The 14,546-nt window shown below is 72.2% G+C and carries 16 protein-coding genes; 12 read left to right on the top strand and 4 right to left on the bottom strand.

Translation table 11 applies throughout. The annotated features are described in order from the left end of the window. Nucleotides 1–6 precede the first annotated feature (6 nt). From ACUP6Y_RS20155 to ACUP6Y_RS20145, 3 genes are all read right to left on the bottom strand, one after another. On the bottom strand, nt 7–1,695 hold the full coding sequence (locus ACUP6Y_RS20155) for a sigma-70 family RNA polymerase sigma factor (RefSeq protein ID WP_462552659.1): 1,689 nt from the start codon (nt 1,693–1,695) through the stop codon (nt 7–9). 194 nt (nt 1,696–1,889) lie between these two features. Beyond that, nucleotides 1,890–3,125, bottom strand: coding sequence for a hypothetical protein (locus ACUP6Y_RS20150; protein ID WP_462552658.1), 1,236 nt, complete (start codon nt 3,123–3,125; stop codon nt 1,890–1,892). After that, nucleotides 3,122–3,970 (bottom strand): LLM class F420-dependent oxidoreductase, encoded by an 849-nt coding sequence (locus tag ACUP6Y_RS20145; RefSeq protein WP_462552657.1) that lies wholly within the window; start codon nt 3,968–3,970, stop codon nt 3,122–3,124. Before ACUP6Y_RS20145 ends, ACUP6Y_RS20150 begins: the two co-directional genes overlap by 4 nt. A gap of 68 nt (nt 3,971–4,038) precedes the next feature. Here ACUP6Y_RS20145 and ACUP6Y_RS20140 point away from each other — a divergent pair, with 68 nt between their 5' ends. From ACUP6Y_RS20140 to ACUP6Y_RS20085, 12 genes are all read left to right on the top strand, one after another. Next, a complete protein-coding gene (locus ACUP6Y_RS20140) occupies nt 4,039–4,617 on the top strand; it encodes a TetR/AcrR family transcriptional regulator (RefSeq protein WP_462552656.1) in 579 nt (192 codons plus the stop codon). Continuing rightward, complete coding sequence (locus ACUP6Y_RS20135) at nt 4,614–5,834, top strand: cytochrome P450 (RefSeq protein ID WP_462552655.1); 1,221 nt, start codon at nt 4,614–4,616, stop codon at nt 5,832–5,834. Before ACUP6Y_RS20140 ends, ACUP6Y_RS20135 begins: the two co-directional genes overlap by 4 nt. Beyond that, nucleotides 5,834–6,610: an SDR family oxidoreductase gene (locus ACUP6Y_RS20130; RefSeq protein WP_462552654.1), complete on the top strand. Its 777-nt coding sequence runs from the start codon at nt 5,834–5,836 to the stop codon at nt 6,608–6,610. Before ACUP6Y_RS20135 ends, ACUP6Y_RS20130 begins: the two co-directional genes overlap by 1 nt. Beyond that, a complete protein-coding gene (locus tag ACUP6Y_RS20125) occupies nt 6,607–7,971 on the top strand; it encodes a cytochrome P450 (RefSeq protein WP_462552653.1) in 1,365 nt (454 codons plus the stop codon). Before ACUP6Y_RS20130 ends, ACUP6Y_RS20125 begins: the two co-directional genes overlap by 4 nt. Further along, nucleotides 7,968–8,168: a ferredoxin gene (locus ACUP6Y_RS20120; RefSeq protein WP_462552651.1), complete on the top strand. Its 201-nt coding sequence runs from the start codon at nt 7,968–7,970 to the stop codon at nt 8,166–8,168. The genes ACUP6Y_RS20125 and ACUP6Y_RS20120 overlap by 4 nt, the downstream gene beginning before the upstream one ends. Then, on the top strand, nt 8,165–8,797 hold the full coding sequence (locus ACUP6Y_RS20115; protein WP_462552650.1) for a nuclear transport factor 2-like protein: 633 nt from the start codon (nt 8,165–8,167) through the stop codon (nt 8,795–8,797). The genes ACUP6Y_RS20120 and ACUP6Y_RS20115 overlap by 4 nt, the downstream gene beginning before the upstream one ends. Continuing rightward, nucleotides 8,794–10,254: an aldehyde dehydrogenase gene (locus ACUP6Y_RS20110; RefSeq protein WP_462552649.1), complete on the top strand. Its 1,461-nt coding sequence runs from the start codon at nt 8,794–8,796 to the stop codon at nt 10,252–10,254. The genes ACUP6Y_RS20115 and ACUP6Y_RS20110 overlap by 4 nt, the downstream gene beginning before the upstream one ends. A gap of 124 nt (nt 10,255–10,378) precedes the next feature. Beyond that, nucleotides 10,379–11,128: an SDR family oxidoreductase gene (locus tag ACUP6Y_RS20105; protein ID WP_462552648.1), complete on the top strand. Its 750-nt coding sequence runs from the start codon at nt 10,379–10,381 to the stop codon at nt 11,126–11,128. Continuing rightward, nucleotides 11,128–11,976 (top strand): NAD(P)-dependent oxidoreductase, encoded by an 849-nt coding sequence (locus ACUP6Y_RS20100; protein WP_462552647.1) that lies wholly within the window; start codon nt 11,128–11,130, stop codon nt 11,974–11,976. The genes ACUP6Y_RS20105 and ACUP6Y_RS20100 overlap by 1 nt, the downstream gene beginning before the upstream one ends. A 74-nt stretch (nt 11,977–12,050) precedes the next feature. Then, nucleotides 12,051–12,599, top strand: coding sequence for a Uma2 family endonuclease (locus tag ACUP6Y_RS20095; RefSeq protein WP_462552646.1), 549 nt, complete (start codon nt 12,051–12,053; stop codon nt 12,597–12,599). After that, nucleotides 12,596–12,973: a carboxymuconolactone decarboxylase family protein gene (locus ACUP6Y_RS20090; protein WP_462552645.1), complete on the top strand. Its 378-nt coding sequence runs from the start codon at nt 12,596–12,598 to the stop codon at nt 12,971–12,973. Before ACUP6Y_RS20095 ends, ACUP6Y_RS20090 begins: the two co-directional genes overlap by 4 nt. A gap of 72 nt (nt 12,974–13,045) precedes the next feature. Beyond that, nucleotides 13,046–13,795 (top strand): 4'-phosphopantetheinyl transferase family protein, encoded by a 750-nt coding sequence (locus tag ACUP6Y_RS20085; RefSeq protein ID WP_462552644.1) that lies wholly within the window; start codon nt 13,046–13,048, stop codon nt 13,793–13,795. Between the two features lie 12 nt (nt 13,796–13,807). Here the strand turns inward: ACUP6Y_RS20085 and ACUP6Y_RS20080 are convergent, their stop codons facing one another. Beyond that, nucleotides 13,808–14,464 (bottom strand): TetR/AcrR family transcriptional regulator, encoded by a 657-nt coding sequence (locus ACUP6Y_RS20080; RefSeq protein WP_462552643.1) that lies wholly within the window; start codon nt 14,462–14,464, stop codon nt 13,808–13,810. Nucleotides 14,465–14,546: the final 82 nt, after the last annotated feature.

Genomic DNA, 14,546 nt, shown 5'->3' with positions numbered 1-14,546 from the left:
CCTGGGTCAGCCGGGGCAGGGGTCGACGTCGAAGCTGGTCGAGCGGGTCGTGGTGTGTCCGGCCCGGTCGACGGCGGTGACCGTCGCGGTGACGGTGCCGCCGATCGGGAACGGCCCGATGGTGGCGATCCAGCCGCCCCCGGAGGCGGTCATCGCCTGCTGACCGTTGCCGCTCGGGCCGTTCCAGGCCACCCGGACCGACTGCAGGGTCGTGTCGGTGACCGTCGTGGTGAGCGTGCGGCCGGTGCAGTCGGCGGGGCCGCCGACCTGGATCGGGCCGATCACCGGCGGCTCGTCGACGGAGACCTGGACCGACACCAGCACGGTGCCGCCCGACCAGGACACGGCGACGGTGCCGGTGCTGCTGCCCTCGCCGAGGGTGGACCGGTCGACCGTGACGGTCAGGCCGTCGCCCGCGCCGGGATCGAGTGATCCCTCGGCCCGGGACACCGTCAGCCAGGCCACGCGCGGCTGCACGGAGTAGGCGAGCGGGGTGCCGCCGGCATTGCTCAGCCGCACCGAGCCCTTGGTCCTCGCGCCCAGCCGGAGGGTGCGGGTCGAGACGCGCAGCTCACCCGGTGCGGCCACGGTGGCGTCGGTGGTGGCGCTGCTCGGCTCGGCGGGCGTGGTCGTGGTCGGGGTGGGCGACGGCTCGACGGGTACGGCTGTCGTCGGGCCCGTGACCGGCGACTCGGTCGCAGGGGTGCTGGGCGTCGCGCTGCTCGTCGCCGGGTCGGTCGCCACCGCCGCCTCCTCGTCGTCGGGCCACCACGCGAGGCCGGCGGCACCACCGAGAGCCAGCAGCAGCACGATCAGGCTGACGACGAGCAGACCGCGCCTCGCCGTATCGCTGCCGGATCCGGCTCCCGGCAGGACGGGGTCGTCGACGTAGTAGGCGACCAGCCGCTCGTCGCCGAGCACCCGGTCCCTCAGCGCGGCGGGTGCGGCGAACGCGGGGACGCCGGCGAGCAGCGCGAGCGGGCTGACCATCAGCCTGCGGCGGGTCTCGCAGGTCTCGCAGCCGTCGATGTGGCGGGCGACCCGCTTGCGGATCAGCGGCGAGAACCGGCCGTCCCAGTCGCCGAGGATGCCCGACAGCTCACCGCACAGCTCGCTGCCGCGGCGCGCGACGAGGAGCGCGCCGAGGGCGCGCTCGACCTGGTCGCGGGCGCGGCTGAGCATGACGTAGGAGCTCTGCGGCGTCACCTCCATCGCCGCCGCGAGTTCGGCGCCCTCCAACCCCTGACGCAGGTGCAGGTCGAGGAGGGCGCGGTCACGGTCGCCCAGGCCCTCGATCGCCGCCCACACCAGTTCGCGCAGCTCGTCCTGGACCGCGGCGTCGGTGACCTGCTGCTCGGGGCCGCCGCCGAGGTCAGGCATCGCTTCCAGCCACTCGTCGTCGTGGGCCTCGCGGGCCCGGCCGCGCAGCGTGCGCAGGCACTCGTTGCGGACCACGGAGTACAGCCACGGCCGCAGCCGCGACGGGTCCCGCAGCTGCCCGACCTTCTCCGCCATGACGACGAACGAGTCCGCCACGCAGTCCGCGGCCTCCTCGCGGTTGCGCAGCATCGAGTAGGCGAAGTCGTGCAGCCGGTCGGCGTAGCGCTCGTAGACCCCGGCGAAGGCATGCCGGTCTCCTGCGAGGACACCCGCGACCAGGCTCGCGTCGTCCGCGGCCGCACCCGAGGCAGTCATGGCGTGATCGTAGGGACACAGAGGTGGGAGTGCCTACGGTTGCCGACCTTGCAACTTCTCCCGAGGGGTTGGGGTCGGGGGGCCGCCACGAGTGGCCGTCTCCGGACGTTCCTCGGCCGTCCCGCACCCCGTGTACGCACCTCGCGGCGTCCTGGAGCGCTCGACGGAGTTCCTCGCGCGGCTGGGCCGACCCGTCACACCGGCGTGATCGGGATCGATCGGCGCGGCTCGAACACGAACGACGCGCCGGTGCTGAACCGGGTGACCGCGACCTCCTCGGCCTCGGGTCGCTCCGCGCCGGCGACGACCTCGACCCGCCAACCGCCGTTCGGCGCATCGGTGACCCGAGCGTCGAGGTGGGGCGCCACCGCGCCGGCGATGGCGCGCAGCGCCTCGGGCCAGCCCGGGCCGCACAGCGAGATCCAGGCGGCGTCCTCGTCGGCGGGTCCGGGGGTGACGGTGATCCCGGCGGGTCCGACGGCGGCCGTGACGTAGGCGGCAGGGTTGAGCAGCGGGTGCAGACCGAGGGTGCGGAGGGCGCCGGTGGGGTCGCGGGGCAGGTCGAGGGCGCGGGCGAGGCGCTCGGCGCCGAGGCCGGCGATGCCGACCAGCTGCTTGCGGCGCAGCCGGACCAGCTCGTCGTCGGTCTCGACCCGCTCGGCGACGGCGAGCGCGAAGGCGCGGTCGAGCAGGTGCATCTGCAGGCAGACCTCGTCGGCGATCCGGACCAGGGCGGAGTGGGAGAAGGCGGCGAAGTCGACGTCCGAGAGCAGCGGTCCGGCGTAGTCGGACGCGCCCTCGTCGGCCGGGTCGATCGGGGCCAGGGCCAAGGTGGCCGCCCGGGAGCGCTCGTTGACCGCGAGCGCGGGCACCGGCTCCGGCTCGGCGTACGACGGATCGATGGTCACCGTCCACGCGCAGTGCGGGTGGCGGTCGGCGGGCACCCGGGGCGGGCGGTGGATCGGGCGGACCTGGGCGCGCGGGTTGGTCGCGATCGCGGTGGCGTCGAAGGTCGGGTCCTCGATGTCGTGGCACATGCCCCGCACGTAGTCCTCACCCATCGGCTCCACGTCGACCAGCGCGCCGCAGTGGTCGAGCCGGAACTCGCCGTGCCACGGGTCATGCACCGTGTAACGGAAGTCCATGAACTGCGGGGGAGCGCCGATGTCGAGCTGCAGCCCCTTGAAGATGGTGACGACGTCACCCCGGCCCGGCACGGCGGGCGCGTAGCCGAGCGCGTCCTGCATCCGCCGCGTGTAGATCGGCGATGCGGCGGCCCACTCCTCGATCGCGATCTGCAGCATCTCCTCGCGCCCGAACGCCGCGATGCACCAGGCCATCCCCGAGCGGTCGATGAGCTGGCCCATCAACAGCAGCTCGGGGACGAGGACGGCGAGCTCCTCTCGCGAGAGGCCGGCGTAGTGGCTCACGCCGAGAGCCCGAGGCGGGCCGCCATCTTGTCGAGGTAGGTGAGCACGGCGGACTCGTCGGAGTCGGGCACGCCCCAGATCAGCTCGGAGGCGCCGGCGGCCGTCCAGTCGGCGACGTCCTCCTCGCTCGGCCGCTTCGCGACCAGCACCCGCACGTCGGGCTCGCCCTCGCGACCGGCCTCGGCCCACTCCTTGCGCAGCAGCTCGGCGCTCGCCGCGACGTCGGTCGAGGTGGGCGTGGTCATCCAGCCGTCGGCATGGGTGGCGATCCACTTCATCGTCTGGGGACCGGCGCCGGCGCCGATGACGACCGGGATCCGGCCCTGCGGGGGCTTCGGGTACGCCCAGCTCGGGCCGAAGCTGACGAACTCGCCGTCGTACGACGCCTCCTCCTCGGTCCACAGCGCCCGCATCGCGCCGAGGTACTCGGCCAGAACGGTGCGGCGCTTCGCTGCCGGGACGTGGTGGTCGGTGAGCTCGTCGGTGTTCCAGCCGAAGCCGGCGCCGATGGTGACCCGGCCGCCGGAGAGGTGGTCGAGGGTGGCGAGGGTCTTGGCGAGGGTGATCGGGTCGGACTCGACCGGCAGGGCGACCGCGGTCGACAGGCGGATCCGGGTGGTGACGGCCGCGCAGGTGGCCAGCGAGACCCACGGGTCGAGGGTGCGCAGGTAGCGGTCGTCGGGCAGCTCCTCGCCGCCGGTCGGGTGAAGGGCGTCTCGGCGGACCGGGATGTGGGTGTGCTCCGGCACGTAGATGGTGTCGAAGCCCCGCTCCTCGGCCGCCTGGGCCAGTCGGGCCGGCGTGATGCCGCGGTCGGAGGTGAAGAGGACGATCCCGTTGCGCATCCCCACAAAGTAGAACGAGTTCTAGGAAATGTCTTGCGGGCGGCGAGACCGTCTCCTATGTTGGACAGGTGTCCAGTCAGGTGTTCGAGATGCCGCGCCAGGGGTTGAACCCCCGGCAGGCCGAGACGGTGGAGAGGCTGCTCGCCGCCGGGCTCGAGGAGCTGCGGGCGGTCGGCCACGAGGCGCTGACGGTCCGCACGGTCGCCCAGCGGGCGGGAGTCTCGCCGGCGACGGCGTACACCTACCTCGCCTCCAAGAACCACCTCTTCGCCGAGCTCTTCTGGCGCCACCTGACCTCGGCCGAGCCGGCCCGGACCGCCGCGAGTACGGCGACCGAGCGGCTCCAGGCCACCATGCGCGCCCTCACCGCGCGGATCGTCGAGGAGCCCGAGCTGGCCGCGGCGGTGACGCCCGCACTGCTCGGCAGCGACCCCGACGTCGCGCGGCTGCGGCTCAAGATCGGCGGTGAGTTCCTCGCGCGCTTCGAGGCCGCGCTGGGCGACCCGGCCGACCCGGCCGTGCTGGAGGTGCTGGTGCTGACCTTCTCGGGCGCGTTGCTCCAGGCCGGGATGGGCCTGATGACCTACGACCAGATCGCCGAGCGGCTGGTCGCCGCCGTCGAGGTGATCCTGCGAGGCAGCTCATGACGGTGAGCACGCTCGTCTTCGACCCCTACGACTACGCCTTCCACGAGGACCCGTACCCGACCTACCAGCGGCTGCGTGACGAGGCCCCCGTCTTCCACGCGCCGGCCGACGACATCTGGGTGGTCTCGCGTCACCAGGACGTCTTCGACGTGCTGCGCGACGACGAGGTGTTCTCGAACCGGATGGGCGTCTCGCTCGACGCGTCCGCGTGGAACCCCGAGGCGCACCGGGTGATGAGCTTCCTCGGCCTCGACGGCGCCGAGCAGTCGCGTATCCGCAAGCTGGTCTCGGCCGCGTTCACCCCGCGCCGGGTCCGGGAGCTGACGCCGCAGGTGCAGGCGCTGACCGAGCGCTACCTGGCGCGGACCCTCGCCGCCCAGGCCGACTTCGGCGAGGCCGACTGGATCGCGGACTTCGCAGGCCTGCTCCCGATGGACGTCATCTCCGAGATGATGGGCGTGCCGGTGGCCGACCGCGACGAGGTACGCCGTCTCGCCGACCTCGTCGTGCATCGCGAGGACGGCGTGCGTGACGTGCCTCAGGCCGGGATGGAGGCGTCCTTCGCGCTCTTCGGCTACTACGGCGAGATGGTCGCCCAGCGCCGTCGTACGCCGACCGGGGACCTCACCTCCGCCCTCGTCGCGGCCGAGCTCGACGGCGACCGGCTCACCGACGGCGAGATCATGGCCTTCCTGTTCCTCATGGTGGTGGCCGGCAACGAGACCACGACCAAGCTGCTCGGCAACGCGCTCTTCCACCTCTCTGCGACCCCGGCGCAGAAGGAGCAGGTGCTTGCCGACCCCGCGCTGGTGCCGGCGTGGATCGAGGAGACGCTGCGCCACGACACGTCCAGCCAGATGCTGGCGCGCTATGTCACCGAGGACGTCGAGGTCGGTGGGGTGCGGATCCCCGGCGGCTCGAAGGCGCTGGTCCTGCTCGGCAGCGCGAACCGCGACGAGCGGGTGTTCACCGACCCGGCGAGCTACGACATCCACCGTGACAAGGCCGAGCTCGCGCAGATCCTGAGCTTCGGCACCGGCCGGCACTTCTGCCTCGGCGCCAACCTGGCCCGGTTGGAGGCGCGGGTGGTGCTGGAGGAGCTGGTCCGACGCGTGGCCGACTTCGAGGTGCATGCCGAGCGGGCGGTGCGGGTGCATTCGACCAGCGTGCGGGGCTTCGCGTCGCTGCCGGTCACCTTCGTGGAGCGGAGCGCCTGATGCCCAGGCCGGTTCATCCCGACCGCCGGCCGGCGGTCGTCGCGGGCGCGTCCTCCGGGATCGGCGCCGAGACCGCTCGGGCGCTCGCGGCCGCCGGCTTCCCCGTGGCGATCGGCGCCCGCCGGGTCGACCGGCTCGAGGAGCTGGCGTCGGGAATCCGGGAAGCCGGCGGTGAGGCCTTCGTGCATCCGCTCGACGTGGCCTCGACCGCGTCGGTCGAGGAGTTCGCGGCCGCGGCCGGGTCGGCTCTGGGTGAGATCGAGGTCGTGATCAGCAACGCCGGCCTGCTCGCTCCGGGGGCGATCGTCGACGCGACGACCGAGCAGCTCGCAGCGGAGTTCGACGTCAACGTGCTCGGCGCGCACCGACTGATTCGCGCCTTCGGTGCGGGAATGGTCGAGCGGCAGCGCGGCGACCTGGTCTTCGTCTCCTCCGACACCGCGCTGCGGGCCCGCCCGTTCATGCGCGGCTACAGCGCCACCAAGTCCGGCCTGGAGGGCCTGGTCGAGGCGCTGCAGATGGAGCTCGAGGGATCCGGTGTCCGCGCCTCGATCGTGCGGCCCGGCCCGACCTGGTCGGAGATGGGCTCGGACTGGGACGCCGACGCCGGCGCGAAGGTCCTCACCGAGTGGGTCAAGTGGGGCCACGCCCGGCACTCCCGCTTCCTCAAGGCGTCCGCGATCGCGGACGCCATCACGACCGTCGTCAGCGCGCCCCGCGGTGTGCATCTCAGCCCGGTCGACGTGAACCCCGAAGCTCCGCTGGAGGAGAAGTGACGCTCGCCGACATCCCCGAGGTCTCGACGGTCCTCGACGACCAGGGCGCCGACGTACCCGCGATCATCAAGGGCACCGGCCACCTTCCCGAGATGCGGGTCGACCCGATCGCGCTGTTCCACCGGGTGCGGGAGGAGTGTGGCGACCTCGGCCGGTTCCGGCTGGCCGACAAGCAGGTCGTGCTGGTCACCGGCGCCGAGGCCAACGAGGCGTTCTTCCGGGCGCCCGAGGACGTGCTGGACCAGGCGGCGGCGTACCCGTTCATGACGCCGATCTTCGGCAAGGGCGTGGTCTTCGACGCCTCGCCCGAGGAGCGCCAGCAGATGCTGAAGAACCAGGCGCTGCGCGGCGACATGATGCGCGGGCACGCGCGGACCATCGAGGCCGAGATCCGCCGGATGGTGGCCGGCTGGGGCGAGGAGGGCGAGATCGACCTGCTCGACTTCTTCGCCGAGCTGACCATCTACACTACCTCCTCGTGCCTGATCGGCAAGCCCTTCCGCGACCAGCTCGACGGCTCGTTCGCGGAGATCTACCACCGGCTGGAGCACGGCACCGACGCGATCGCGTACGTCGACCCGTATGCCGACGTCGAGAGCTTCCGGATCCGCGACCAGGCCCGCGAGGAGCTGGTCACGAAGGTGCAGGCGATCATCGCCGCGCGGATCGCGCAGGGCGAGATCCCGCGTGAGGACCGGGATCTGCTCGACGTCCTCATCGCCGTCGGGTACGACGCCGACATGGTCACCGGCATCTTCATCTCGATGATGTTCGCCGGTCACCACACGTCGTCCGGCACGGCCTCCTGGGCGATGATCGAGCTGCTCCGCCATCCCGGCGTGATGGCGTCCGTGGTCGAGGAGCTGGATGCGCTCTACGCCGACGGATCCGAGGTCTCGTTCCAGGCGCTGCGCTCGATCCCGGTGCTGGAGGCGGCGCTCAAGGAGACCCTGCGGCTGCATCCGCCGCTGGTCATCTTGATGCGGCTGGTGCGGGAGGACTTCGAGCTGCTCGGCCACACCATCCCGGCCGGCACCGTGCTCGCCGCCTCGCCGCGGGTCTCCAACCGGATCGAGGAGGACTTCCCTTCAGCCCACGCCTTCGATCCCGGGAGGTACCTGGACCCGCGCCAGGAGGACCTACAGAACCGCTGGACCTGGATCCCGTTCGGCGCCGGCAAGCACCGCTGCGTCGGCAACGCGTTCGCGATGATGCAGATGAAGGCGATCTTCTCGGTGATCCTGCGCGACTTCACCTTCGAGCCGGTGCAGGAGCTGGACTCCTACCGCGACGACGTCACCAAGATGGTCATCCAGCTCGCCCAGCCTGCCCGGGTCCGCTACCGCCGGCGGGCCCGATGAGGGTCGTCGCCGACACCGGCCTGTGTCAGGGGCACCAGCTGTGTCAGGGCGAGGCGCCCGACGTCTTCGGGTTCGACGAGGCCGCCGACGTGGTCGTCGTGCTCGACGCGAACCCGGCCGAGGAGCGGCGTACCGACGTCGCCACCGCCGTGAAGTACTGCCCCGCCTTCGCCCTGTCCGTCGAGGAGGACCGATGAGTGACCTGACCGCGCCCCTGAGCCGAGTCGAGATCGAGGAGTTCTGGGCGACCTGGCTGCAGATCAACCGCGAGGTGGAGCAGGCGGGCGACTGGCGCCCGATGGCCGAGTGGTACGCCGAGGACGCGACCTACGGCTGGATGTACCACCCCGACGAGCACTTCATGGCCGTCGGCCGCGACCAGATCCGGGACTGGGCGATCGGCATCGAGATGGACGGCCTGGACGGCTGGCACTACGACTACGTCTGCACGATGATCGACGAGCAGAAGTCGATGGTGCTGGGGTTCTGGAAGCAGCGGGCCGGCATCGTCGACGACGCCACCGGCAAGGAGTTCGAGATCCTCGGGATCGGCGGCTCGTGGTTCGGGCTCAAGCGGGTCACCGAGGGTGCCGACGCCGGCCGGATCAAGATCGACTGGCAGCGCGACTGGTTCGACCTGCCTTCGACCGGCCACACGTTCCTGGAGATCCTCAAGTCCGGCAAGGCGCCCGACACCCTGATGAAGCGGCTCGAGGTGACCGGGCACGGGGTGCCGGGCCACTACCACTACGCCGATCTGCCGTCGACGCTGTGGCCGCCGCCGGTCGAGGCCGGGCAGTACGTCACCCAGGAGCCCGCCCGATGACCGCGTTGCCGCCGCCGGCCCAGCAGCTGATCGACGGCAAGCTGGTCGCCGCCTCCTCGGGGGAGACCTACCCGATCCTCAACCCCGCTTCGGGTTCCGAGATCGGCGTCGCCCCGGACGGCACCGCGGCCGACGTCGACGCCGCGATCGCCGCGGCCCGGCGGGCCTTCGACGAGTCGTCGTGGTCGACCGATGTCGGACTGCGGGTCCGGTGCCTGCGCCAGCTGCACGCCGCCCTGCTGGAGAACGCGGACGCCTTCCGGGCGCTGACCACCGCCGAGGTCGGGATGCCCGGCTTCATGATGGGCGCGGCCGGCTTCGACGTACCGGTGGACGGGCTGCGGTGGGTCACCGACCTGCTCGAGACCTATGCGTTCGAGACGGACCTGGGAGTCGCCGCGCCGATGGGCATCCCCTCCCGTCGTACCGTGCTGCGCGAGCCGGTCGGCGTCGTCGCCGCGATCACGCCGTGGAACGTGCCGACCCAGATCAACCTCGCCAAGGTCGGCCCGGCGCTGGCCGCCGGCTGCACCGTGGTGCTCAAGCCCGCACCCGACACCCCGTGGCTGGCGGCCGAGCTGGGTCGGCTGGTCGCCGAGCACACCGACATCCCGCCCGGCGTCCTCAACGTGGTCACGCCGCGCTCCAACGAGGTCGCCTCCGTGCTGTCGACCGACCCGCGGATCGACATGGTCTCCTTCACCGGCTCGACCGGGGTCGGGCGCGCGATCATGGCCGCGGCCGCGCCCACGCTGAAGAAGGTCTTCCTCGAGCTCGGCGGCAAGTCCGCGGCGATCGCCCTCGACGACGCCGACATCGCGGCCGTCGCCGGCGGCACCGCCTTCGCGGCGTGCATCCACGCCGGCCAGGGCTGCGCCATCACCACCCGGCTGATCGTCCCCCGGGACCGCTACGACGAGGCGGTCGCCGTCGCGGCATCGACCATGGAGTCGATCGGCGCTCGTGATCCCCAGGACCCGGGCGGGATCTGCGGCCCGGTGATCTCGGCGGTGCAGCGGGACCGGGTGGCGGCGTACTTCTCGGTCGCGCTGGAGGAGGGCGGGCGCTTCGCGACGGGCGGGTCGATCATCGACCAGCCCGGCTACTGGGTCGCGCCGACGGTCGTGGCCGGCCTCGACAACTCCTCGCGGCTCGCGCAGGAGGAGATCTTCGGCCCGGTGCTCGTCGTCATCGCGCACGACGGCGACGACGACGCGGTCCGGATCGCCAACGACTCGGCGTACGGGCTCTCCGGCTCCGTCGACTCCGCGTCGCTGGAACGGGCTCGCGCCGTCGCTGCCCGGATCCGCACCGGCACGCTCGCCGTCAACGGGGGTGTGTGGTTCAGCCCGGACGCGCCGTTCGGGGGGTACAAGCAGTCCGGTGTCGGGCGGGAGATGGGGGTTGCCGGGTTCGAGGAGTACCTGGAGACCAAGACGATTGCGGAGCCGGCGTGAGGGGGCTGCGGGAATCACCGCTGAAGCGGTGATTCCCGCGCTTCTTGACCATTGCAACGGCCAGTAAGTGCAGGGATCGCCGCTGAAGCGGTGATTCCCGCACACCGGAGTGACAGGAGTGATCGTGAGGTTCGAGAACAAGGTCGTCGTCGTGACCGGCGCGGCGCAGGGCATCGGCGAGGCGTATGCGAGGGCGCTGGGGAAGGAGGGTGCGGCGGTCGTGGTGGCCGACCTCAATGCCGAGGCGGGGGAGCAGGTCGCGGGGCAGATCGAGGCCGACGGCGGCCGCGCGATCTTCGTGCCCTGCGACGTGTCCTCCGCGGACTCGGCCGAGGCGCTGGTACGTCGGACCGTCGAGGAGCTCGGTGGGATCGACCACCTGGTCAACAACGCCGCGATCTACGGGGCGATGGAGTTCAACCTGCTGATCAGCGTGGACTGGGACTACTACCGGCGGTTCATGGCCGTGAACCTCGACGGCGCGCTCGTCATGACCCGCGCGGTGTACCCCGAGATCGCCAGGCGCGGCGGGGGCGCGATCGTCAACCAGTCCAGCACGGCGGCGTACCTCTACTCCGGCTTCTACGGGCTCGCCAAGGCCGGGATCAACAGCCTCACCCAGCAGCTCGCCCACGAGCTGGGCGGCCAGCGGATCCGCGTGAATGCGATCGCCCCGGGCCCGACCGACACCGAGGCGACCCGCACCCAGGCCGGCGCCGCGGCGCACGACATCGTCAAGAACTCACTGGCGATCAAGCGGATGGGCAGCGTCGACGACATGGTCGGCGCGCTGCTCTACCTGCTCTCCGACGATGCCTCGTGGGTGACCGGCCAGGTGCTGGCGGTCGACGGCGGCCAGACCTTCCGGCTCTGATGGGGGACCACGTGCGGGTGGGCTTCGTCGGCCTCGGCAACATCGGCAGGCCGATGGCGCTCCGGCTCGCCGCCAGCGCGGACATCGCCCTCCAGGTGTACGACGTCGCGCCCGAGGCCGTCGCCGAGCTGGTCGCCGCGGGCGCCACGGCCGTCGGCTCGGTCGCGGAGATCGACGCCGACGTGGTGTGCGTGATGGTGCGCGACGACGACCAGGTCCGGTCGGTGGCGGCTGAGCTGCCGCCCGGCGCCGTGCTCGTCGTCCACTCGACGGTCGCACCCTCGACGCCCGGGGAGCTCGCGGCGCGCGGGCGCCGGGTGTTGGACGCCCCGGTCAGCGGCGGCCCGATGGGCGCGGCCGAGGGTTCCTTGGCGATCATGGTCGGCGGGCCGGAGGATGCCTTCGCGGCGGCCCTACCGGCCCTCGAGGTGATGGGCGGCAAGGTCGTCCACGCCGGCCCGCTCGGCTCCGGCACGCGGATGAAGCTGGCCCGCAACCTGATCCACTTCGTCGCGTTCACCGCGGTCACCGAGGCCCAGCGCCTCGCCGAGGCCGCCGGTCTCGACCTGGTCGCGCTCGGCGACGTCGTGCGGCACACCGACGCGATCACCGGCGGCCCCGGCGCGATCATGTACCGCGACACCACCGCGCCGATCGCCCAGGACGACTTCTGGCACGGCGTCTTCTCCCACGTCGCCGCGCTGGGGGGCAAGGACCTGGGCTTCGCGATCGCCCTCGCGGACGAGCTCGGGGTCGACGTGCCCCTGGCGAGGGAGGCGCTGCCCCGTCTCGGGCCCGGGCTCGGCCTGCCTGTGGAGGACACGGGCGGCGAGCGGAGGAATCGGTGAGCCTTTCCTCGTCCCGGATCGCGGGTCACAATGAGAGGGAGGTCGATGTGTCCCCACGTTCGTCAGGAGCTGTCGTGCTCGAAGTGCCGGTCGACGCCGTGCAGCGACTGCGCATGTCCTGGGAGGAGTACGAGCGACTCCCCGCGTGGCCGCGCACGGAGTGGGTCGACGGCGAGGTACTGGTGATGCCGCCGGTAGCCCAGCCCCATGGGTCTGCCGTCATTCGTCTCGGTGCGCTGCTCGTGGCGGCCTTCCCCGATCTCGAGGTCGGCAGCGAGGTCGGCCTCCGGCTGCCCCGCAACCGGCTGCGCGGTCCCGACGTCATGATGGCGGCGAGCCGCACCGACGAGGTCTTCCGGACCACGATGCCGCTCCTCGTCGCCGAGGTGCTCTCGCCGGCCACGCGGGGCGAGGACACGATCCACAAGCCGATGGAGTACGCCGAGGGCGGGGTCGAGCGGTACTGGATCGTCGACCCCGAGCTGCGCACCATCGAGGCCCTGCGCAACGTCGACGGCGCCTGGGAGACCGAGGCCCACCTCGACGATCGCGACCCGGTGGCCGAGGTCGTGATCGGCGAGCACGGCAGCGTCGTACTCGACCTGCGGGAGATCCTGCGGTGAGCGACAAGTTCGACGACCTGCCGGAGCAGCGGGCCATGGGTCTGCGCAAGATGGAGCAGGTCTACGGCTTCGACATGACCGACGGCACCGGCGACTTCTTCCGCTACACCGCCGACCACCTCTTCGCCGACATCTGGGCGCGGCCCGGCCTCACCGACCGCGACCGGCGGCTGCTGCTCATCGGCATGCTCGCCGGCCAGGGCGCGGCCGACGTCCTCGGCATCCAGATCCCCGCGGCCCACGCCGCCGGCGATCTCGACGAGGACGCGCTGCGCGAGATCGTGGTCTTCCTCAGCCACTACGCCGGCTGGCCGCAGGGTGCCCGGCTGAACTCGATCGTCGAGGAGACGATCGCGAAGGCACAGCGCACGTAGACCCACGGACCGTCCAGGATGGCGACAAGCCGCCGTGAGCCGGCTCACACCGGCTTGTTAGCCTCGGAGGCGATGACTCGCAACGTGGCGAAGGCCGTTCCGGACCAGCAGGCCGAGCCGGTGACCCCGGACGTGCTCGACTCCCTCCTCAACACCCCGGTGAGCCGGGGCGCGGGGGACGTCGCGGTCTGGCGGATACCGACCGAGACCCTGGGCGACCAGGAGCTCGAGGTCGCTCGCGATTGGCTCGACGAGGGAGAGCGGCGGCAGGCGTCGTCGTACGTGCGGGCCGAGCTGCGCCGCGCCTACGAGATCGCCCACGCGGCCGCGCGCCTGGTGGTCGGGGCGGTGTCCGACACCCCGCCGGAGAAGGTGGTGTGGGGCCGGCACGCCTGTCCCGGGTGCGGCGAGCCCCACGGCCGGCCGCGGGCCGAGGGATCCGGCGTGGAGTTCTCGCTGAGCCACACCCCGGGCCAGGTCCTGGTCGCGGTGGCCGACGTCGCCGTCGGCGTCGACGTCGAGCGGCACCCCGACGACCCGGTGGCGCTCGCGAAGCTGCTCCACCCGCGCGAGCTCGAGGAGATCGAGGCCGCCGCCCACGGCACGCTCGACGGCGGCCGGGCCACGGTGCGGTTCACCCGGGCCTGGGCGCGTACCGAGGCCTACCTCAAGGGCATCGGCATCGGGCTGGGCCGCGACCCCCACCTCGACTATCTCGGCACGGACGGCGCCCCGAGCCGGAGCCTCGGGGCGTGGACGGTGCGCGACGTCGTCGTGCCCGAGGGGTACGGCGCCGCCCTCGCCGTGCTGGACGAGGGCTGACCCGGGGGGTGCTCAGTCCTGCAGCAGCGCTGCGTAGCGCCGCTTCTGCCTCGGCTCGACGATCCCGTGCAGCGCGAGGGCGAACTGCTGGCGGACGTACTCGTCGAACCCGAGGGTGCGCTCGAAGTACCAGTGCTTGAGCGCCCAGGCGTGGGCGAGCAGGACCAGGTTGGCGGAGACCAGGTCGGGCTCGACCGGCCGTAGCGCGCCGGCCTCGATGCCGTCGGCGATCGCGCGGCGCAGCGGCTCGGTGGTCTCGACCTCGAGGTCCTTGATCCGTCGGCGGCCCGCCTCGTCGAGGGACTTGCCCTCGCGGTAGGTGAGGACGGCGGCGTGGCGGTGGCGGTCGATCACCTCGCAGTAGCCGCGGAAGGCCGCGGCCAGGCGCTCGACCGGGTCGTCGCCGGCGGCCGCCATCGCCGCGGGTACGGCGGTCGCGAAGTCGTCGAGGACGTGGACGATCACCGCCAGCAGGATCTCGTCCTTGCTGCCGAAGTAGCGGTAGATCAGGCCCACGCTGACCCCGGCCTCGGCGGCGAGCGCCTGCATCGAGACGCCGTGGGAGCCGTCGCGCTCCATCAGGCGGGCGGCGGCGTCGAGGAGCTGCTCGCTGCGCTGCCGGGCTCGCGCCTCGCGCGCCGCGGTGTCGGGGTCGAGTGCCTGGGTCATCGTCGCGGTCTCCGGGTCGGTCGAGGTGAACGTGGGTTCATTCAACCACGGGGCTCGCGACGGCAGCCGTTGACATCGGGAG

The sequence above is a fragment of the Nocardioides sp. S5-5 genome (assembly GCF_054954065.1).
Note: the sequence above shows the minus strand (reverse complement) of the source record. Positions and strands in the feature narration are given on the sequence as shown.

Excerpts from the sequence above, each read along its gene's own strand:
- ACUP6Y_RS20155 (WP_462552659.1), bottom strand. The coding sequence starts at position 1,695 with ATGACTGCCTCGGGTGCGGCCGCGGACGACGCGAGCCTGGTCGCGGGT.
- ACUP6Y_RS20145 (WP_462552657.1), bottom strand. The coding sequence starts at position 3,970 with ATGCGCAACGGGATCGTCCTCTTCACCTCCGACCGCGGCATCACGCCG.
- ACUP6Y_RS20135 (WP_462552655.1), top strand. The coding sequence starts at position 4,614 with ATGACGGTGAGCACGCTCGTCTTCGACCCCTACGACTACGCCTTCCAC.
- ACUP6Y_RS20130 (WP_462552654.1), top strand. The coding sequence starts at position 5,834 with ATGCCCAGGCCGGTTCATCCCGACCGCCGGCCGGCGGTCGTCGCGGGC.
- ACUP6Y_RS20120 (WP_462552651.1), top strand. The coding sequence starts at position 7,968 with ATGAGGGTCGTCGCCGACACCGGCCTGTGTCAGGGGCACCAGCTGTGT.
- ACUP6Y_RS20115 (WP_462552650.1), top strand. The coding sequence starts at position 8,165 with ATGAGTGACCTGACCGCGCCCCTGAGCCGAGTCGAGATCGAGGAGTTC.
- ACUP6Y_RS20110 (WP_462552649.1), top strand. The coding sequence starts at position 8,794 with ATGACCGCGTTGCCGCCGCCGGCCCAGCAGCTGATCGACGGCAAGCTG.
- ACUP6Y_RS20100 (WP_462552647.1), top strand. The coding sequence starts at position 11,128 with ATGGGGGACCACGTGCGGGTGGGCTTCGTCGGCCTCGGCAACATCGGC.
- ACUP6Y_RS20085 (WP_462552644.1), top strand. The coding sequence starts at position 13,046 with ATGACTCGCAACGTGGCGAAGGCCGTTCCGGACCAGCAGGCCGAGCCG.
- ACUP6Y_RS20080 (WP_462552643.1), bottom strand. The coding sequence starts at position 14,464 with ATGACCCAGGCACTCGACCCCGACACCGCGGCGCGCGAGGCGCGAGCC.